Genomic DNA, 18,833 nt, shown 5'->3' on the forward strand with positions numbered 1-18,833 from the left:
TAAAAAATAGTCATTTTGAAATTAGACGAGTGTTTCCTTTTTTAAAAAGTTAGTTATGAAATTGGTTCACTTAAATAATACATCTAACTAAAACATTTACTACTTAAAGCAAACCTATGGTATTATTTTAGTTAAGCTAAATTGGCATGATTATAATTATAGGAGTGAGAACGTGTTAACTAACCCTGTTTTAATTTCAGTACTCGTGATGGTTGGATTATCTTTATTCAAGCTGAACGTACTACTCGCGCTTATTGTTGCGGCAATCGTGGCTGGCCTGGTTTCAGGAATGCCTCTTATCGAAACGCTGGAAACATTGATAGGTGGTATGGGTGGAAATGCAGAGACTGCACTGAACTACATATTACTTGGTGCCTTAGCTGCAGCCATTCATCAGACTGGTGCAGCAAAAATCGTGACCCAACGATTGTCGAAAAGTATTAGAGGAACTGGACGCACACTTGTATTCATTATTGCGTTTATCAGTATGTTCTCTCAGAATCTGATTCCGGTCCACATCGCGTTTATCCCGATTCTTATTCCCCCGCTTATTTCAGTTTTCAATAAACTGAAAATAGATAGACGAGCTGTCGCGACTGCACTGACCTTTGGTTTGAAATCAGCTTACATTACGATTCCTGTAGGTTACGGACTGATTTTCCACAACATCATTCGCGACGAGATGGCTCAGAGTGGAATGGACGTCAGCGATATTTCCATCTGGCAGATTCTATGGATTCCTGGGCTAGCTATGCTCGTTGGCTTACTGATTGCCGTTCTTATTACTTACCGTAAACCTCGTGAGTACGATGAACACTCCGGCAACAAGTTTGGTTATAAGGACCGGGATGAGTTAGAGGAAGAAGTCAAACTTAATCGGACACACATCTTTGCCCTTATTGGTGCAATCTCTGCCCTAGTTGTTCAACTCGCTGTTGGATCACTAGTCCTAGGTGCTATCGTCGGGCTGGCAATCATGGTTGTCGGCGGAGCGATCAAATGGACTAACCTGGATGGAATGGTTAAAGATGGGATCGGCATGATGGGCTTCATTGCCTTCGTTATGCTGGTTGCTTCTGGATACGGAGATGTCATCCGTGCGACAGGCGGCGTTGAAACGTTAGTTGGATCAGTTACAGGGATTATAGGTGACAACCAGCTTCTTGCCGCTACAGGTATGACCATTTTAGGCCTGTTCATTACAATGGGTATCGGAACTTCATTTGGTACGGTTCCAATCATCGCTGCAATCTATGTTCCTTTAGCTTTAGAGTTAGGTTTCAGTCCCGCTGCGACGATTCTTCTGATCGGTTCAGGTGCAGCTCTTGGTGACGCCGGTTCTCCAGCTTCAGACAGTACGCTTGGACCAACAGCCGGTCTGAATGTAGATGGCCAGCACGATCACATTTGGGACACCTGCGTGGCAACATTCACCCACTTTGATATTCCGATCATTATCTTCGGAATTATTGGAGCGGTTATCTTATAGTAATTATTTCCAATCATCATTTTTAACTATAGAAAGGACGGGACAGACATGAAAGAAAAGTGATTTTGCACCTATTTGTTTCAATGATCATCCTTCTGACCATGCCATTTTTTATTATTCCGCTTGTTATCGAGGCTATATGGATAGGGATTCTATGGCTCATCTTATTCTTTATACATAGTTTTCTCTTTCTGATTCTCAGTCCGAGAAAGAAAGATCTTATGTGAGGAAACTTGTATTCCACACTTTCAGCATACAAAAATAGAGCCCGGAAGGCCTTATCCTTCTGCGCTCTATTTTTTAATTTCGCTCTTATTTATGATTTAGCAAGCCAGATTGCAGATTCATATGCCACTTTTTCTTCAGAATCTGACGCATGAACCGAATTTCTCGTGTGGTCAATGCCAAATCGTTTTCTTAATGTCCCTTCTTCTGCTTCTTCCGGATTAGTTTTTCCATTTAATTTTCTGACACGCTCGATAGCTCCTTTTCCTTCCAATAACAGGACAACAATATCACCGCTCGTCAGATACTCAACTAGCCTGTCGAAAAAAAACTTCCCCTGATGCTCAGAATAATGTTTCTGAACTTGCTCTAAAGTAGGTTTAAGCATGTTCATCTGGATGACCTTCAAATTGTTTCTTTCATATGTATCTATTATCTGTCCAATCAGATTTCTTTCCACGGCATCTGGTTTTATAATGACTAAAGTCTTTTCCATTATGATCCATCCTCTCAAAACATTTACGTATCTTCACTAGGATTTCTGAGCATATAAAAGTAAGAAATCGACCTACATCTTAGTTATAACTATCAAGGCGTTCTTCAAGCGTTCCAGTATGCAGTTCGAACAAATTGTTATCATAGTCGTAAAAATAAAGCGAACGCCCTTCACACTCTATTCTCGGCCTGGACTCTCTCATTCGGATATCGCTAATCTCAAGTTTTTCTTTATAAGCTTCATAATCAGAATCTGATAGTTTGAATGCGACGTGATGATACGTTTCATTTTTTATATCTTCGCTTTCCATTATAGCAACCCAGACGCCTGCAATAAGAAAGGATTTCTCCTTGAAAAACGAATGCTTCTTTGCTCCACTGTCATAAACTTCTTCAGCTTCAAATATATCAGAAAACAGCTGGGCTGTTCTGTCAAGATCTGTGACGACCAATGTACTGTGACTCAATCCTTCAACCATTCTTGCCCTCCTCAACAATGAATTCTCTATGACAGCAGTATATCTTTTTATAAAGATGACTTCTAGTATAAATACGAAAAAACCCATCATCCACCAGTCTAACATCCTGGTAGTTAATGAGTTTGATCGTTTTTGTTTCCTGTTACTTATTTACGCTTACCCCAGTACTGGAAATAATCCGTTCTAAGGTATCCGTTGTACAGTTTACGTTTCTTGGTTGCTTTTTGACCGTAGTGCTCTTCAAAGTCCAAATCGCTGGTTATGATATACTTACTCCAAGTAGTCAGTGGTCTGAAGGCCTGGCCCATATCACGGTAGATCTGATAAGCCTGTTCAGGGTCCCCTAGTCGTTCCCCATATGGCGGGTTGGAGACAATGATGCCGAATTCCTTGTCTGTCTTAAAGTCTGCTACTTGAAGCTGTTTGAATTCTACGCTATGAGACAAGCCTGCTTCCAGAGCATTGGCTTTGGCGATTTCAATCATACGTCCGTCGATATCTGTTCCTAAAATATCCAGTTCAATATCATAGTCAGCCTGCTCTTCTGCATCCATGCGGACTTTCTGCCACAACTCTTTTGGCATCCAGTGCCAGTCTTCACACAGGAAGCTGCGGTTGAAGCCTGGAGCAATGTTATGACCGATCAGAGCTGCTTCAATCGGAATAGTCCCGGAACCGCACGTCGGATCGACAAAAGGACGGTCCTTTCGCCAAGTTGTCAGCATAACCAAAGCTGCAGCCATATTTTCTTTTAGGGGTGCGCCACCTTTATCAATACGGTAGCCGCGTTTGAACAGACTCGGTCCAGTAGTATCGATTGTTAAAAGGACTTTATCTTTACGGATAGCGACTTCGATTGGGAACTTAGCTCCAGTTTCTGGAAGCATTCCACGACGATGGTAGACAGCCTTGATTTTGTCAGCAATCGCTTTGTTTACAATACGCTGAACATCAGGCACACTGTACAATGTCGATTTAATAGATTTTCCGCTGACAGGAAAAGCTGAGTCCATAGCCAGGTAATCATCCCAAGGCAGGGCTTTCGTCTGCTCATATAGATCATCAAATGTTTTAGCCTCAAATTCGCCTACGATGATTTTCACGCGGTCAGCTGTACGGAGCCACAAGTTAGCTTTCGCTATGTCTTCTTTATCACCTTCAAAGCGAGCACGACCGTTCTCCACTTCAACGTTGTATCCCATGTCTTTCAGTTCGTTTCCAACAAGCGCTTCTATTCCGCTTGCCGCTGTTGCCAGCAATTGATACGTCATTTATCCGACACCTCTCTTTTTCTTATAGTATGAATGATTTTTCAATTGACGTAAAGAAAATCCTCCCTAAAAAGAGAGGATTTCAGTCACTATGTACATCACTGTAAGCCATGTTCTGTCTAGAATGGACGGTGAAGTCCACTCAGAGATAACCATCTGTCTGCACGGGCAATAAGCCCGGCCTCTTCTCTCTGTTCAATTCCAGGAGAAAAGTGCCCCTACCATATGTTTGGGTTGCTCACTCGAGGGGTTTACCGCGTTCCACCAGACGCGTTTCCCCGTCTGCTTCGTCACTGTGGCACTTTCAAGGGTACTCAAGCATAGGTCTCCCCTTAGCTCTTTTTCCTGCCGTCATCTCAATCACTTGAGAGCCGCAGCTTATTGTTTCGCTGCGCACGAACACTACAGGCATCGCAGCCTGTGTGAGCATGGACTTTCCTCACAGCTTAATAAATAGCTGTGCGATTATCCGTGATGTACACTATTCAAATGTTATTTACTGATTGTCCAGTTTTGAACCGAAAACGTGACGCTCAAGATTTGATAAACGTTTTAGAATATCAAAGTTTGTGACATTAGAACCGGACTGATTCTGGCTCTGATTTTGAGTGCTCATCTGTTTCGACTGATCATCCAGCTTATCAAGCAGACGATTATTTTCAGCTTTCAGCTTATCGATTTCATTCTGAAATGATTCATAATCTCTAATGACTACATCAAGAAATTCATCTACACCGGTTGGATCGTATCCACGCACTTTAGTTTTAAAATCTTTTTCAAGGATCTCTTTTTGAGTCAATTCCCTATCCATTCCTACACCTCATCTATTATCGATTCATTTATGTTGGTTTAAACTCGTTTACTGGATTATGCTATACTTTATACTACAACACCTATTATAACAAACTCTACTATAAAAGTGAAGATACCCACATCTTAATTATGACATAGTTCTAAAATATGTCTGACTTATCTCAATCTTGATGTATCAATCATCATATCCAATTACTTGAAGAAAGGTTATGCTGATTTATGAATAAAAAGAAAAACAGATGTATGATGCTATACTCTTCTGCAGCTGCGCGGGCAGGCAGATTAAATTTCTATGTTGAGTTTGTCCCAATTTTTATCCAAGGCCTTAGTCAAACTGGTCCTCTTCAAGATCAGTGATGAACCACTGCAGTTCATCAAATGATATCAGGTCCACTTCATACGTACTTGTTTCCTGAAATCTCTTAGCTGCTTCATAGAAAAACTTGACCTTACCTTCATGCTCCGTATCGTAAAAGAGCAGGCAGCCATCAGTATTTCTTATAATGAACTCCTGATTATTTTTCAGCTGGCCTGGATTCTGGTAATCAGAGTTTGATGTATAATTCAGATAATCTGCCTTTTCTACGATTGTATTAAAAAGACCCTGATTTTTTTCATTCCAGTTGCTCTGAAAATTAGTGAATGGGAGCAGAACAGCTAGCTTCAAGTCGGGGTAGTCCGACTTTACTTTCTGAACGACCTCGCCCATCCAAAGCTCCGTACCTATATTTCCAGAAATAATCACCCACTCAAGCCCTTCATGAATATAGTCAATCAGTCTTTTCTCAAAATACAGCTTGATATAATGCAGCTTTGGGTCATCTTCAGCAAATACTGAGACCTCATATGAGCGATACCCGCTGACATATAAATTTTTGATAAACTTCTCCTCCCATTCTATATTTAGAAACAATTGTTTGGTAAACTGATAGTATCCTGAATTAAAGGTGTGAAAATAAATGACTATTCGTTACCCTAATGGTCAACCTTATCTTATTAATGATGACAAAAAGACTAAAAAAAATCAACCGAAGAAGAAAAAAACGGGGTACAGTAATCGAGGAATGACTCTCGAAGAAGATCTGAACCAGACGAACGACTACTATCTCCTAAGAAAAATTGCCGTGATTCATAAAAAACCGATTCCAATTCAAATTGTGAATGTCGACTATCCGAGTCGAAGTGCGGCTAAAATTACTGAAGCATATTATAAAAAGGCTTCTACTACAGACTACAACGGCATCTATAATGGCTACTACATTGACTTTGAAGCGAAGGAAACTAGAAACAAAACATCTTTTCCTCTTAAAAACTTCCATGACCATCAGCTGTCTCACATGGAAGCCTGCGTCGATCAAGGTGGGATTTGTTTCATAGTGGTCCGTTTCAGTACCCTTGATAAAGTTTTTGTTCTGGACTTTTCCGTCTTAAAAAAATGGTGGGACCAGCAGTTTGAAGAGAAGGGGAAGAAATCTATTCCTTATTCCGTCTTTGAAAAGGATGGTTATGAACTTCCCTATTCTTTAGCTCCTCGCCTCCCCTACCTTACTATAGTAGATCAGTTAATTGTGAACAGAGATCTTTAAGAACAGTTTAAGAAAAAAACCGCTCTATTGACGGGCCAGATAAATTAGTGTAATGTTTTTTTTGATATAAACAAAGAATAATGCTGTCTTCCAGGTTAGCTAATTTAATGGAAGAGAAGGAGCGTAATATGTCCCAGAACGATCAAGTTACAAGAAAAAATTACAAGAAAAACAAGAAGAATTCTAATCAGCCCAAGAAAAAAGGTGGCGCTGGAAAATGGATCAAACGTGCCTTTCTGACACTGTTTGCACTGATGATGCTTGCTGTCGTTGCAGGTGGATCCTTATTCATCTACTATGCAGCCAGCGCCCCTGAAATGACTAAAGATGACCTTTTAGGAAGTTTTTCTTCTGAACTGGTGGATATGAACGGGGAAGTCTTCTATACATTAGGAGCAGAAAGTAGAAACTTTGCAAATCCAGACGAATTTCCAGAAGTAATGATCAATGCAATAACTGCAATTGAAGATCAGCGTTTTTTCAGTCATAGGGGTGTCGATCCTATTGGTATCGCTCGTGCAGCTACAGGATTTGTTACAAATCGTGGCCAGATTTCTGGTGGCGGAAGCACGATCACTCAGCAGCTCGTTAAACTCTCTGTCTTCTCAACCGCACGTGAAGATCAGACGCTGAGACGTAAAGCTCAGGAAGCTTGGCTGGCTGTTCAGCTGGAACGTCAGTTGTCCAAAGAACAGATCATGTCCTTATATCTAAATAAAATTCACATGGGAGGAAATGTATACGGCGTTGCAACCGCAGCTGAAGAATATTTTGGTAAGCACGTCAGTGAACTTGAAATCCATGAAGCGGCCCTGTTTGCAGGAATGGCTCAGGCCCCTAACCGATTCAATCCATACGTCAATCCGGACCTTGCAGAGCGCCGACGTAATGTCGTCATCAGTGTGATGCGCAGCGAAGGAATGATTACTGAAGAAGAAGCAACTGCAGCTATGGATACACCGATAGATGAAGGGTTGATCGAACGGTCCCAGGATGAACGGAACAACTTAGTTTTTGACAGCTACATCACTGCCGTTCTTGCAGAAGTTGAAGAAAAAACTCAATTGAACCCACACACAGCAGGATTGACAATTAAAACAAATATTGATGTCGATGCTCAGCAGAAAGTGTTTGATGTTCTCAATACAGATGAATACGTCGATTTCGTAAATGAACAACTCCACTCGGCTATTTCTTTAGTAGATGTTGAAACAGGTAAAGTTAGAGCTCTCGGTGGCGGACGAAGCCAAGGTGGAGAAAGAGAAGCTAACCGCGCTCTACAGGTTAAACAAGTCGCATCGACAATAAAACCTCTAACGACGTATGGACCGGCTATCGAGCATTTACAGTACTCGACTTATCATCAAATCGTTGACGAAGAGTATACTGTGCCTGGAACCAACTGGACACCAAGGAATCATGATCGACAGTTCAGAGGTCAGATTAGCTTGCGTGACGCATTAGTTGACTCCAGAAACATCCCAGCAGCAAAAATAATGAATGAAGATCTGGAAATGAATCAGGTCGAAGAATTCGTCACTAACTTGGGCATCGATATCGAAAACTTTTCCGATGAAGGATCGATTGTTCCATCAAATGCAATCAATGCGGAAATGACTCCTCTGCAGTTAGCTGGATCTTATGCAGCTTTTGCTAATGGAGGATACTATACTGAACCGTACACAGTATCTAAAGTGATTACTCAAGACGGACAGGAAATCGATCTGACTCCAGAAACAAATCAGGCGATGTCTGACTATACGGCTTATATGATTACTGATGTGCTTAAAGGTGTTGTTTCTGCGAATTACAATACAGTTGGTATTTCCAATCTGCCTCAAGCAGGTAAAACGGGTACAACTAACTTTACTCAAGATCAATTGGACCAATACAATTATCCTTCAGGCGCTGTTCCAGATTCTTGGTACGTCGGGTATACAACTAATTACTCCCTATCAGTCTGGGCAGGATATGACAGCTTTGGAGACGGCTATTTAAGCCTGAATGACGGCACCCGTCAACTGCCCAGACAAATTTACCGTATAATCATGGAGTATGTCTCTGAAGGTATGGATAACAGCGACTGGTCTCGCCCTTCTTCTGTCAGCGTCGTTGATGTTGAAGATGGATCGAATCCAGCTAAATTGCCAGGGCCTAACACCCCTTCTGATAGTATCGTCACAGAACTCTTTGTGGCCGGCACAGAACCTTCTGACATATCAACCTCATATGGTGAAGAACTGTCAGCTCCAACTGGTCTGTCAGCTGATTTTGATGAGGAATCCGATGAACTGACTATCACTTGGGACGAGTACACTTTAGACAATGAAGATGAATCAGTCACTTATAATCTGTCGGTGGACGGTCAGTCAACTACTCTAAGCGACACCGAAGCGGTCATCACCGAGCCCCCTTCCGGCTCATTGACCATCACCCTCTCTGTTTCTGCATATGGAAACACTGGGCCAGAATCATCTGTCTCCATCACGATACCTGAACGAATCGATGAAGAAGAGGAAGAAGAAGAGCCTGAAGAGGAACCTGAGGAAGATATCGAAGAAGAACCTGAAGAACCTCAGGAGGAAGAAGAAACAGAAGAAGAACCGCCAGGAACTGAACCGGAGCCTGAGGAAGAAGAGCCTGAGGAAGAAGAGCCTGAGGAAGAACCTGAAGAAGACGAAACTGAGGAAGATTCTGAAGAATAATCAATCGTCTATTTTCAACTTCTGATTGAATACAAACTAATAATGTAAAAAACATCCGACCTGTCTTGAGTAGACTATACTCTGACAGGTCGGATGCTTTTTTTAGTAATGTGATTTCTAATTTAATAGTTTTAAGCTACCATATGGTTGTGTAATAAAGACTAAAGTATCACTTGTAGCGTCTAGTTATACTTTGCTTTGTTATTTACTCTAAGAGTTGTCATTAAAAAGGTTTCTAATTGTAGCTCAATTCTAACTTTTTCTCATTTGCTTTAACTAGACGGCTTCTAGCTTCAGTACAAGTCTCATTTAAGTACAGAGCTACAGCTAGAAGGCTCCTAATTGTAGATTCTAATGTAATTTGAATGATAAGCTGCAACTAGACGGTACCTAACGACACCTCCCCAATTAACTGCCTTACTGAACTATAAGTAGACTGCTTTTAGTTATACCTTACTTCCCTCTCTCAGCATAAAAATACCATCAGACTTCTCTTGTTCTGACGTTACCTAGAAATTCAAGTTATAGTCATCTGATACTGAGCATCTACCTAGAATTTTACCGCCTTCTACTTCGATCGATTCAAGATCAACGCTGATGCCCGTATCAGCGCACAAAAAAAGAGCGTGTACCCTTTTACAGGTCATTACGCCCTACTTACTTATTCTACTCGTCCTCATCATTGAATCGTGAACCAAAGAACCATTTCCCTCTGATTGTTCGTATACCTATAAAGATGTTCCAGATTCCTATTAAAAGACCTACTCCACCGACAATCGGATCTAAAAAGACAATATAAATAGACAGCACTAAAATGATGATTCCCATCGACAGCAAAAAAATGCCATGTTTCTTTCCCATGATAAAAACCCTTTTCTGTTTAGATTATGCACCCCAGTCAATCGCGCGAACTGGAAAAGCACGTGATATACAAAGAAAACTCAATGCATCGGCATTGAGTTCCATATGATCAGCACTTGCATGACTTAGTCAGTACAAGGATTGATATAAAACTGGGCTACTAGGATTCGAACCTAGGAATGACGAGACCAAAACCCGTTGCCTTACCACTTGGCTATAGCCCATTGAAGGGCGACTGATGGGGATCGAACCCACGAATGCCGAGACCACAACCCGGTGCGTTAACCACTTCGCCACAGTCGCCATATTCATATAAAAAGGATAGCATAATTGTTGTAAGATGTCATGCAAATTCACGCTAACAGGGGTAGCAGGAGTCGAACCCACATCGATGGTTTTGGAGACCATAGTTTTACCATTAAACTATACCCCTAGCGATGGAGGGAGTAGGATTTGAACCTACGAACCCGAAGGAACGGATTTACAGTCCGCCGCGTTTGGCCACTTCGCTATCCCTCCAAAATGCTATGGCGCTGGACAGAGTCGAACTGCCGACACACGGAGCTTCAATCCGTTGCTCTACCAACTGAGCTACAGCGCCTATTTATGTATGACCCCTACGGGATTCGAACCCGTGTTACCGCCGTGAAAGGGCGGTGTCTTAACCGCTTGACCAAGGGGCCGTGGATAAATTAAAACTACGGAGAATGAGGGATTCGAACCCTCGATACGGAAAAACCGTATACACGCTTTCCAGGCGTGCTCCTTCAGCCACTCGGACAATTCTCCATAAGAAAACTCCGCAAGCAGGGCTCGAACCTGCGACAACACGATTAACAGTCGTGCGCTCTACCAACTGAGCTATTGCGGATAGTTAATTTGTTCAGCAACTCTTATATCATAACACCTGTCTACCACAGTGTCAATACAATATCTTGCTGATCATATAATGATGATACTCGTAACAAGAAGTAAATACGCTTACTTCTCCTATAATTATATCAATTTGTACAGAAAGAAGCAATACCGGATTAATGACCGGAAAAATTGCTTCAGTACTATACAGACATAAATCCCCGAATTCGTCACTGTGACAGCACGTCCGGGGATTCAACTATTTCTTATACAGTTGATTTAATCAGTTTACCAAGACGCATGAACTATATGGACCTAGAGTAATTTCAGTATCAGTAACATCAACTTCTCCTACCGACAGGACCATTTCTCCTGGAAAGTCTGATGACTTGATCTGATACGTTTCTGTTTCTGAAGAGAAGTTGCAGCAGACAAGGCCTTTCTGACCCTGGTAAGTTCGTTCATAAACATACAGATTCTCTTTAGTCTCATCGTCCAGCGACCAGTCTCCATCTTTAAATAAATTGGTCTTCTTCAGATCGAGCAGCTTTCTGTAATAGTGCAGAATGCTGTTCTCGTCTTTCTCCTGATCTCGTACATTATAATTACTTTCCCGGTTATACTTTATCCAGGGATCAGCATCATCAGTGAAGTCAGCATATTTGTCATCCGTCCACTGCATGATCCCTCGACTACCGTCTCTAGTAGTTAGATTGATATTTTTCATCGCTTCTTCATGACTCCAGCCATATTCCCTAGCCGAGTTATAAAATTCTCTGACACCTGAATCCGTCACGTTTCCCGGATCGTCAAACCAGGAATTATTCATCCCGATTTCTTCACCGTAATAAATGATTGGAATTCCTCTTTGAAGATACAGTAAGGTTGCCATTGTTTTTGCTGTTTCATCACGGTATTCTTCCATATCTCCGTATTTTTGAGGTGCACGCGGACGACCATGATTATTCCAGAAAAGAATAGGACCTCCATAATAACAGAACCGTTTTTCATAGTCTTTTGATGTGTCTCAGTCATAACGGACTCAACTTTTTCCTGAAGGAACGAGAAATGTCAGAAAACCGGGCTGGACTTCTACATGTGCCGGAAAAGACGGCCCTTTTTCACCATCGATGGCTACATGTACATCAGGATGGTCAGTTTTTATCTCCGCCTGTTTGAACGGCAGTACAAACGCTTTTTCCTGTGACTCATTCAATGTTGTTTTCCTGCTCAGCAATTGTGAAAAAATTGAAAGTTTTTCTCTGATAGTTGACTCTTCTATGCCCAGCATGTATAGATATCCGTCATCCACTTCAGCATCATTGAAGAAATTCGGTATGCCCGTTACAGAATGCGATGCCCCTATCAGCAGCAGACTGAGTTTTTTATTGTGACTGACACCATCCACTTCCATATTAAAGTTATAGCACTCTTCTTCTCTAAGTGTCCTGATTCCTTCAATAAAGTATGCAGCTGTACCGTAACGTTCTTTCTGTTCATCACTGACTTCCCAGACGGTTTCGGGCAGGGATCCGGCAGAAATGGAACTCAAAAAGAGCTGCCCGTTGATTTTCCCTGCATCTGCTATCTGCTCACGACAGGCAGTCAAATCCCTTACAGCCTCGTCAGGGTCCACCGATATATTCAGCCCTCTTGCTATATTATTTACGGTTCCGGCCGGTATGATACCGATAGACGGTTTATACTCCTGATCGATCAACCCATTTGCTAGTTCAGAGACTGTGCCGTCACCACCTAGTACAATAATTAAGCGGTAGTGCTTACGGGCTGCATCTATTGCGAATTTAGAGATATCCTCCTTCTTCTCTGTTAGTCTGATCTGTGCTTCTCTATTTTGCTCACCAAGGGCAACAAGGGCTTTTTCGGCAAGTTCCTCTGCACGTTTTTTTCCTGCAGAAGGGTTTGCAATAATCATGATATCGTTCATTTATATCCCTCTATTCTGTCTTTCACTTATGTCCTTATTGTACTATAAATAATTATATTAACAGAATAAAAAAAGACTGAAGACGTTTAGCACGACTCCAGTCCTTAACTATGCATATCAGGATTACTATTTTTTACTCTGGCAATCAGGGCAGAGTCCGTAAATTTCTAGACGATGAGAATTGACAGCAAAACCAGTCAGGTTGCTTGCCACTACTTCGACATCATCCAGACCAGGGTAATAAATATCTTCGATTTTTCCGCATTCAGAGCAAATCGCATGATAATGTTCAGTGGAAGCGAAGTCGAACCGGCTTGAATTGTCTCCGTACATCATTTCCTTGACCAGGCCGAGTTCGGTAAATAGTCTCAGATTATTGTAAACAGTGGCCACACTCATACTCGGAAAACGGCTTTCGAGTGCCTTGTAAATTTCATCAGCGGTAGGATGATTATCCTGATCGATCAGATATTCTAATATGGCATGTCTTTGCGGGGTGATTCTGATATTATTGAATTTTAATCGTTCAATGGATTGTTCAACCAGGTAACTCATTAATTATCCATCCTTTTGGTATATTTCCTACTGTCTAAACAAATGATACAGTTTTAAATCGTATTTTGCAACAAGATGTCAGCGTTATGTTCGGTTTTTATTAAAGTTTTCTAGTGTTTGTAGTATACTTAGTCTAATCATACTGGAAAGAGTGAAATTAACGATATGAAAATCGGAGCTAGAACATTCAAGACAAGCCTGGCCGTCTTCCTTTCCTTACTCATCCCACTTACTTTAGGTTTTGAAGAAGGCGCCTCACTTGCAGGTATTTCCGTGGTTGCTTCCATGCAGCCGTCAGTAAAAAAATCGTATCAGACTCTAGTGGATCGTCTGGTCGCCAATACAATCGGTGGTTTCGTTGCCGTTCTCATGACCAGTGCTTTTGGAACATCCATCGTCATTATCAGCTTTGCAACAGCTATACTTATTGCCATCCTTCATCAAATGAAGCTGAACAATGTGATTGGTCTGTCTACCATGACCCTGATCATCATTATGCTGTCGACTGATGGAGATATCTATACGAATGCGACGATTCGTGTACTTGCTACCTTTATCGGTGTCGGGATTGCATTTATAATCAATCGTTTTATCCTTCCGCCAAATTATGAAAAAAAATTGTTCCAACTGACTAATCAGGTGACTGATGATCTTACTCGTTTCATACGAGTAAGCCTCAGGAAAAATGTTCAGTATTCTCTTATGAGATCTGATCTTAATTCGATTGACGAGTCCATCAGTGACATGAAAAAATATCTGACCTTCCTACAGGACACAGAATGGAGCCGTTGGAGAAAGCACGGTGATACGTCACTGACCCGCCTTCTCGTTGTTTACCGTCAGTTTATTCGGACGACAGAAGCAGCGTATAACCTGGTCAAGACTCTGCATCAGTCAGAGAATGTCTACAATCATTTCCCAGAAGAGCTTCGTGTCCTCTTGAGAGAGCGTCTTGAAACACTGATGTCTGCTCATGAACAGATCATCCTGAAATGGAACGGCCGAGTTTTACCTCAGGAAGTCAATTTCATCGCATACAAGTCAGATCTACGGATCACCTTTATGCAGTCGTTCTTTAACGAAGCAAGCCTTGAGTCATATCTTAAAAATGATTATGGACAGAGTAATACGGTCATTCATCTGATGTCAGTTGTTCTGATTTATGAAGAAAACCTCCAGCATCTTAATAAGCTGGTAAGCAGATACAAGTCTAGTCATAGAAACAATGTGTCAACCGTTGATTCGTTGCATTAAATAAGCAATAAGACCCATGAGATGCAGAAATGATGCCGTTTACTCTGGACTAGCTCTGCACCTCATGGGCTTTTCGTTGCTTATTGAATTTATCTCAAAGTTATTCCCCTTAAGGCTGACTGACAGGTTCATTTAACTGATCAGTCACTATATCAGCAGCGAGCTGCTCACCATCAGCAGTCAGTGAAAAATTGTTAGGATTATAGTAAGACTCAAGACCATTTTCCTGAGCTCTCTCTGTGAACTCCGAATGCAGTGAAATGACTGGGAGATTTCTGACTTGAGCCAGTTCTCTCATCCGGTTCAGGTAGCTCCGGTAGTCCAGTGAGCGTGAATTGAGCTGATCAATTTCCTGTACGACAGGATAAGGTTCCAGCAGGATCAGTTCAGATTCTTCAAGAGCAGAAAAACTGTTCAAGATGCTGGTCATATACTGTTCTGTTTCAGCAAGGCCAATATCTCTAATTTTGTCAGGAAGAGCCGGAAGTCCGAATAGAATAATGTCAGGATTCTCTTGAACAAGAGGCTGTGCGGTCTGTCTGATATACAGTTCGTAGGAATCAAGACCAGCTTCTGTATAATCGAGAATATCAGCCCCATTTGTTGCTGCTGATTCAATGGCTTCTGTGACTGTACGCATCCATTCTGCATTTAAGTCAATGTCTCCAAAAAATGCCACGGAAACCTCGTCATTAATTAATGACAGGTAATCGATCCGATCGACATGCGACAATGTGTCCAGTCGCCCTTCGTAATCTTCTAAGTTGGCAGAAGGCTCGACTGGTTCTTCTGCCGGCTCATCTTCTCCATCTACAGGTTCCTCCTGAATTGATTCCCCTTGCTCTTCGGTCATTTCTTCTCTCTGATTGGCTGCGTAGCGCTGCCCGAAGAAAATAGTCAGAACACAAGCGACCAGAAGAATCGGAATACTAATTATACTCTTTTTCATATTCAGTTGTCCTTTCTTATGTAAGATAACTATACTTATATGAGCTTAAACATAAGGAAACAGTAGAAGGCTTAATTGCCTTTCTACTGTACTGTTCCTCACAATCATTTCTTGCCGGTCAGCTGCTTGTACCGGTCATACCACAAGTCGACATAGCCTTCTGAAAAAGGACCTTTTCCCTCATTGATCCATTCAACAAGTATTTTGATGTGCTCCTTTAAAATCAGATCGATTTCATCAGGATAGTCCCATTTTTTGCTATGCTCTTCGTATTCATCTACATCCAGCAGACGTTTTTCACCATCTGGAAAAACTTTGACATCAAGGTCATAGTCGATATATTTAGCTCCTTCTTCATCGATCAGAAAAGGCGAAGCCATGTTACAATAATAGGATGTCCCTTTTTGTCTAATCATCGTGACGATGTTGAACCAGTAGTGTTTATGGAAGTATACAAGAGCGGGTTCTCTCGTTTTCCATCGTCGGCCGTCTGATTCAATGACTAAAGTGTGATCGTTGCAACCTATCAGAGCATTCTCTGTGGTTTTGAGAACCATCGTATCACGCCAGGTACGGTGCAGGCTGCCATCGTGCTTATAGCTTTTGATTGTGATGAACTCCCCTTCTTTCGGAAATTTCATCTATGTTCCAACTCTCTAATCATTTTAGAAAAAGTATAGCCTGTTTCCCAAATCTCAAGAGTAATTATATCATAAATTACTCTTGAGGGAAGAATGTTTAAGCAAATCGGGGAGGTAATCTCTAAAATAAGGTAATGGTATTGACCATTTCCCATACTTTCTGAGTCGGAACTGGAAAAGCAGTATCAGGAAAATCATCCGGATGAATTGCATGAAGCGAGTGACCAGTTTCAGTTTCGCCAATGACTACTGCCTCATAAATAGACATATGCCACTTTAAATGAGAAAAAATGTGTGTATACGTCCCTTTTAAATTATTATCACATGCAATAATCAGACCATACTCATTCTTGATGTAGTCAACCAGAAGCTCAGCCTGTGTATCTGTCAATGAATCGGCTGAACCACCGAAGGATTTCCATCCATCTTCATTTATTACCTCTGTGGGGATCATGAGGAAAGTCCACATGCCAGAAAGAACGCCTTCTGATGCTCTTTTCTGAAAAAGGTATTCACCCTCATCAGTGGGTACAGCAAGAACGACATAGTTTTCTTCTCTGACTTTTTTCTTCCCTTGTTTTATCGGGTATCTTGCCCATGTTTCATTTAAATATGATGCATTAAAGTCCTTGACCGGGCTCGTTTCAGGTTTGTAATTCTTAGGTGTACAAATGGTGGCTCCAAGATCCATCAAGGCTTGATTAAAATCTCCTGGGCGTTCCCGATCAATGAGCAGGTGTATCATTTCTTCAAAGACCTTGCGGCTGGATGCTTTGCCGATATCGAGCTCGATTTCAAACAGGCGGCTCAGTACCCGCATGACGTTGCCATCCACGGCTGGGTGAGGCCGGTTGAAAGCTATGCTGCTTACCGCTCCTGCTGTATAAGGGCCGATTCCTTTCAGACTTTTAATGGCATCGTAGTCCTCTGGAAAAATTCCGTTATGGTCGGCCATGATCTGACCCGCTGCCACCTTCATATTTCTCACTCTGGAGTAATAGCCCAGTCCTTCCCATAATTTAAGAAGTGTATCCTCTGAAGCTGCTGCCAGATCACTGATTTCCGGCAGAGTGTCTATAAACCGCTCGTAGTAAGGAATCACTGTGTCTACCTGGGTCTGCTGCAGCATGATTTCTGAAATCCAGATGTAATAAGGGTTTGAGGTCCTTCTCCAGGGCAGATCACGCTTGTTTGCATCATACCAGTCAAGGAGGGTTTTCTGGAACGCCTCTATCTTATCATCGCTCCACATAATAATGCCTTTTTCTTTCAGTAAGTCTTTATTCTTCATACAATTAGTCACTCATCTTCCTTTTTTTCATTGATAAACTGATCGATCAGTTCAGATGGATAGCCTTTCGAATACAAGAAAGCTTTGGTCCGACTGAAAAGATCATATCCTTTATATTTCCTGGCATAACGGGTCCAGGCTTTTTCTCCTTGTTTCTTGAGCGCTTCATATTCCTCATCATCCGACTGGTCTACATCCAGATCATCCATGACCTGCTGGATCACATCTGAATCGAATCCGCTGGTCATCAGCTGCTGACGTACTTTCTGATTCATTTCTCTACTTGATTTGTTGCGCTGGCGTTTAAGTACTTTTTCTGCAAGCTTTTCCGCATTTTCGACTTGTAGTTCAGGAGAGTATTCATCCAGTCCGGTCAGAATGTCTGACTTGCTCAGCCCCTTTTCACCCATAGCGCGCTCGATTTTTCGGGGACCTTCCAGTTTCAGCAGACTATTTGTGCGGACGAAACTCTTGGCATATTCTTCGTCATTGATCAGTCGATGAGTTTTCAGTTTTTCAATAATCGGCTCGATTGTCTGGTATTCCTTGTCAATTAAATAATCGACGATTTCTTTTTCTGACCTCATTTTATAATTCAGATAATGAAGGGCAGCCTGATAGCCTTTACTCATTTCTCCCTTTTCCCTGAGGGTATCGATTTCTTCTTCAGTCAGCTCTTTGCCTTTGATCAGTCTATGTTGAACAAGAAGATTGTCATCAACTGGGAAGGCATATTCATCATTGATGTAAATGTTGAATCGGTTCTTGGCTTTTTGAGCCTGAACTTTCGTGATAATATAAGTGTCCGGTTCTGATGGTTTATTATTCTGACTTTTCTCTTTCCCTGATTTAATCTTTTTGCCAGCAGCAGACTTTTTCTTCTGTTTCGGATCAGCATCACTATTTTTAGGGCTTGATGGTCCCAGTTCGATCAGTTTTACTGCTTTTTTTATTTCATCTTCACGAGTCACTATGTCCCCTCCTTGATGTAGTATCTTCATCCAGTATAGCATGTTTGCCCGAAGTTTTTAATGGTGCTCAGCTCGTAGTCAGGATTTGTAAATTTCAGTTCGTCCTCTTTGCCAGCCAGTCCTGAATTCTGCAAAAAAAGCTAGAACACTCTCAACTGGAGTATCCTAGCTTAAGGCTATTAAACAGTATCGTCTTCACTTTCAGTATCTGGATTAGGGTTTAAATCCAGCTCCACTTCGTTTCCGGGAGACTCTCCTTTGGCTTTTCTGTCCACTTCTTCTTCTGACAGTTTGTCTCTCAAGGGACGATCTTTGATGTAGCCAAGAGGAGCTGAAGTATCAGGAGAAACGACCTGATTATATGCGGGGTCGTCTCCACCATTATTTCTTTCATTATGGTTAGTTCTTTTTAATTCATTATCTTTTGACATACTATCATCCTTTA

General features: G+C 41.7%; 18 protein-coding genes, 8 tRNA genes and 1 other RNA gene. 4 read left to right on the forward strand and 23 right to left on the reverse strand.

Annotated features, from left to right (window positions below):
* The first annotated feature begins 172 nt into the window (after window positions 1-172).
* Entirely contained in the window at window positions 173-1,489 is a 1,317-nt protein-coding gene (locus ABFX15_RS02700) for a Na+/H+ antiporter family protein (protein WP_346023983.1), read from the forward strand.
* Between the two features lie 316 nt (window positions 1,490-1,805).
* Here the strand turns inward: ABFX15_RS02700 and ndk are convergent, their stop codons facing one another.
* The 6 genes from ndk to ABFX15_RS02730 form a co-directional block, all read right to left on the reverse strand.
* Window positions 1,806-2,210 (reverse strand): nucleoside-diphosphate kinase, encoded by a 405-nt coding sequence (gene ndk, locus ABFX15_RS02705; RefSeq protein ID WP_346023984.1) that lies wholly within the window; start codon window positions 2,208-2,210, stop codon window positions 1,806-1,808.
* A 79-nt stretch (window positions 2,211-2,289) separates the two neighbouring features.
* A complete protein-coding gene (fosX, locus tag ABFX15_RS02710) occupies window positions 2,290-2,688 on the reverse strand; it encodes a FosX/FosE/FosI family fosfomycin resistance hydrolase (RefSeq protein WP_346023985.1) in 399 nt (132 codons plus the stop codon).
* 146 nt (window positions 2,689-2,834) lie between these two features.
* Window positions 2,835-3,959, reverse strand: coding sequence for a THUMP domain-containing class I SAM-dependent RNA methyltransferase (locus ABFX15_RS02715; protein WP_346023986.1), 1,125 nt, complete (start codon window positions 3,957-3,959; stop codon window positions 2,835-2,837).
* 99 nt (window positions 3,960-4,058) lie between these two features.
* Window positions 4,059-4,436, reverse strand: an RNA gene (rnpB, locus tag ABFX15_RS02720) — RNase P RNA component class B.
* Between the two features lie 19 nt (window positions 4,437-4,455).
* Window positions 4,456-4,770, reverse strand: coding sequence for a cell division regulator GpsB (gene gpsB / locus ABFX15_RS02725; RefSeq protein WP_346023987.1), 315 nt, complete (start codon window positions 4,768-4,770; stop codon window positions 4,456-4,458).
* A gap of 327 nt (window positions 4,771-5,097) precedes the next feature.
* Window positions 5,098-5,685 carry an SLOG family protein gene (locus ABFX15_RS02730; RefSeq protein ID WP_346023988.1) on the reverse strand — a complete coding sequence of 196 codons (588 nt, stop codon included), beginning with the start codon at window positions 5,683-5,685 and terminating at the stop codon, window positions 5,098-5,100.
* A gap of 46 nt (window positions 5,686-5,731) precedes the next feature.
* On the opposite strand from ABFX15_RS02730, the gene recU reads away from it, so the two are divergent.
* Window positions 5,732-6,358 (forward strand): Holliday junction resolvase RecU, encoded by a 627-nt coding sequence (recU, locus tag ABFX15_RS02735; RefSeq protein ID WP_346023989.1) that lies wholly within the window; start codon window positions 5,732-5,734, stop codon window positions 6,356-6,358.
* Window positions 6,359-6,486: 128 nt separating this feature from the next.
* Complete coding sequence (locus ABFX15_RS02740) at window positions 6,487-9,063, forward strand: transglycosylase domain-containing protein (protein WP_346023990.1); 2,577 nt, start codon at window positions 6,487-6,489, stop codon at window positions 9,061-9,063.
* A 666-nt stretch (window positions 9,064-9,729) separates the two neighbouring features.
* On the opposite strand, the gene ABFX15_RS02745 is transcribed toward ABFX15_RS02740, so the two are convergent.
* From ABFX15_RS02745 to ABFX15_RS02800, 12 genes are all read right to left on the reverse strand, one after another.
* Window positions 9,730-9,924 carry a hypothetical protein gene (locus ABFX15_RS02745; protein ID WP_091478621.1) on the reverse strand — a complete coding sequence of 65 codons (195 nt, stop codon included), beginning with the start codon at window positions 9,922-9,924 and terminating at the stop codon, window positions 9,730-9,732.
* Window positions 9,925-10,076: 152 nt separating this feature from the next.
* A tRNA-Gln gene (locus ABFX15_RS02750) sits at window positions 10,077-10,148 on the reverse strand.
* Window positions 10,149-10,154: 6 nt separating this feature from the next.
* Window positions 10,155-10,227: transfer RNA gene (locus tag ABFX15_RS02755), tRNA-His, on the reverse strand.
* Window positions 10,228-10,286: 59 nt separating this feature from the next.
* Window positions 10,287-10,357 (reverse strand) — tRNA-Trp (locus ABFX15_RS02760).
* A 5-nt stretch (window positions 10,358-10,362) separates the two neighbouring features.
* Window positions 10,363-10,443: transfer RNA gene (locus tag ABFX15_RS02765), tRNA-Tyr, on the reverse strand.
* Between the two features lie 9 nt (window positions 10,444-10,452).
* Window positions 10,453-10,525 (reverse strand) — tRNA-Phe (locus tag ABFX15_RS02770).
* A gap of 10 nt (window positions 10,526-10,535) precedes the next feature.
* A tRNA-Glu gene (locus tag ABFX15_RS02775) sits at window positions 10,536-10,607 on the reverse strand.
* Between the two features lie 18 nt (window positions 10,608-10,625).
* Window positions 10,626-10,713 (reverse strand) — tRNA-Ser (locus ABFX15_RS02780).
* 9 nt (window positions 10,714-10,722) lie between these two features.
* Window positions 10,723-10,795: transfer RNA gene (locus ABFX15_RS02785), tRNA-Asn, on the reverse strand.
* 267 nt (window positions 10,796-11,062) lie between these two features.
* Complete coding sequence (locus tag ABFX15_RS02790; protein ID WP_346024043.1) at window positions 11,063-11,758, reverse strand: alpha-amylase family glycosyl hydrolase; 696 nt, start codon at window positions 11,756-11,758, stop codon at window positions 11,063-11,065.
* Window positions 11,759-11,821: 63 nt separating this feature from the next.
* Entirely contained in the window at window positions 11,822-12,727 is a 906-nt protein-coding gene (locus ABFX15_RS02795) for a diacylglycerol/lipid kinase family protein (RefSeq protein ID WP_346023991.1), read from the reverse strand.
* Window positions 12,728-12,853: 126 nt separating this feature from the next.
* A complete protein-coding gene (locus ABFX15_RS02800) occupies window positions 12,854-13,282 on the reverse strand; it encodes a Fur family transcriptional regulator (protein ID WP_346023992.1) in 429 nt (142 codons plus the stop codon).
* 165 nt (window positions 13,283-13,447) lie between these two features.
* Between ABFX15_RS02800 and ABFX15_RS02805 the strand changes: the two genes are divergently transcribed.
* The gene (locus tag ABFX15_RS02805) at window positions 13,448-14,536 is read left to right on the forward strand and encodes an FUSC family protein (protein ID WP_346023993.1); all 1,089 of its coding nucleotides are present in this window, start codon (window positions 13,448-13,450) and stop codon (window positions 14,534-14,536) included.
* Between the two features lie 109 nt (window positions 14,537-14,645).
* Here the strand turns inward: ABFX15_RS02805 and ABFX15_RS02810 are convergent, their stop codons facing one another.
* The 5 genes from ABFX15_RS02810 to ABFX15_RS02830 form a co-directional block, all read right to left on the reverse strand.
* The gene (locus ABFX15_RS02810) at window positions 14,646-15,485 is read right to left on the reverse strand and encodes a hypothetical protein (RefSeq protein ID WP_346023994.1); all 840 of its coding nucleotides are present in this window, start codon (window positions 15,483-15,485) and stop codon (window positions 14,646-14,648) included.
* 104 nt (window positions 15,486-15,589) lie between these two features.
* Window positions 15,590-16,126: a nucleoside tri-diphosphate phosphatase gene (gene ntdP, locus ABFX15_RS02815; RefSeq protein WP_346023995.1), complete on the reverse strand. Its 537-nt coding sequence runs from the start codon at window positions 16,124-16,126 to the stop codon at window positions 15,590-15,592.
* A 121-nt stretch (window positions 16,127-16,247) separates the two neighbouring features.
* Entirely contained in the window at window positions 16,248-17,417 is a 1,170-nt protein-coding gene (gene mutY, locus ABFX15_RS02820) for an A/G-specific adenine glycosylase (protein WP_346023996.1), read from the reverse strand.
* 8 nt (window positions 17,418-17,425) lie between these two features.
* The gene (recX, locus tag ABFX15_RS02825; protein WP_346023997.1) at window positions 17,426-18,388 is read right to left on the reverse strand and encodes a recombination regulator RecX; all 963 of its coding nucleotides are present in this window, start codon (window positions 18,386-18,388) and stop codon (window positions 17,426-17,428) included.
* 179 nt (window positions 18,389-18,567) lie between these two features.
* A complete protein-coding gene (locus ABFX15_RS02830) occupies window positions 18,568-18,819 on the reverse strand; it encodes a hypothetical protein (RefSeq protein ID WP_346023998.1) in 252 nt (83 codons plus the stop codon).
* Between the last annotated feature and the right edge of the window lie 14 nt (window positions 18,820-18,833).

The sequence above is a fragment of the Alkalibacterium indicireducens genome (assembly GCF_039522005.1).
In the GTDB taxonomy this organism is placed as follows: Bacteria; Bacillota; Bacilli; order Lactobacillales; family Carnobacteriaceae_A; genus Alkalibacterium; species Alkalibacterium indicireducens.

What these genes read in the sequence shown, in the direction of transcription:
- ndk (WP_346023984.1), bottom strand. Translation starts at nt 2,210, where the DNA reads ATGGAAAAGACTTTAGTCATTATAAAACCAGATGCCGTGGAAAGAAAT.
- fosX (WP_346023985.1), bottom strand. Translation starts at nt 2,688, where the DNA reads ATGGTTGAAGGATTGAGTCACAGTACATTGGTCGTCACAGATCTTGAC.
- ABFX15_RS02715 (WP_346023986.1), bottom strand. Translation starts at nt 3,959, where the DNA reads ATGACGTATCAATTGCTGGCAACAGCGGCAAGCGGAATAGAAGCGCTT.
- gpsB (WP_346023987.1), bottom strand. Translation starts at nt 4,770, where the DNA reads ATGGATAGGGAATTGACTCAAAAAGAGATCCTTGAAAAAGATTTTAAA.
- recU (WP_346023989.1), top strand. Translation starts at nt 5,732, where the DNA reads ATGACTATTCGTTACCCTAATGGTCAACCTTATCTTATTAATGATGAC.
- ABFX15_RS02740 (WP_346023990.1), top strand. Translation starts at nt 6,487, where the DNA reads ATGTCCCAGAACGATCAAGTTACAAGAAAAAATTACAAGAAAAACAAG.
- ABFX15_RS02745 (WP_091478621.1), bottom strand. Translation starts at nt 9,924, where the DNA reads ATGGGAAAGAAACATGGCATTTTTTTGCTGTCGATGGGAATCATCATT.
- ABFX15_RS02795 (WP_346023991.1), bottom strand. Translation starts at nt 12,727, where the DNA reads ATGAACGATATCATGATTATTGCAAACCCTTCTGCAGGAAAAAAACGT.
- ABFX15_RS02800 (WP_346023992.1), bottom strand. Translation starts at nt 13,282, where the DNA reads ATGAGTTACCTGGTTGAACAATCCATTGAACGATTAAAATTCAATAAT.
- ABFX15_RS02805 (WP_346023993.1), top strand. Translation starts at nt 13,448, where the DNA reads ATGAAAATCGGAGCTAGAACATTCAAGACAAGCCTGGCCGTCTTCCTT.
- ABFX15_RS02810 (WP_346023994.1), bottom strand. Translation starts at nt 15,485, where the DNA reads ATGAAAAAGAGTATAATTAGTATTCCGATTCTTCTGGTCGCTTGTGTT.
- ntdP (WP_346023995.1), bottom strand. Translation starts at nt 16,126, where the DNA reads ATGAAATTTCCGAAAGAAGGGGAGTTCATCACAATCAAAAGCTATAAG.
- mutY (WP_346023996.1), bottom strand. Translation starts at nt 17,417, where the DNA reads ATGAAGAATAAAGACTTACTGAAAGAAAAAGGCATTATTATGTGGAGC.
- ABFX15_RS02830 (WP_346023998.1), bottom strand. Translation starts at nt 18,819, where the DNA reads ATGTCAAAAGATAATGAATTAAAAAGAACTAACCATAATGAAAGAAAT.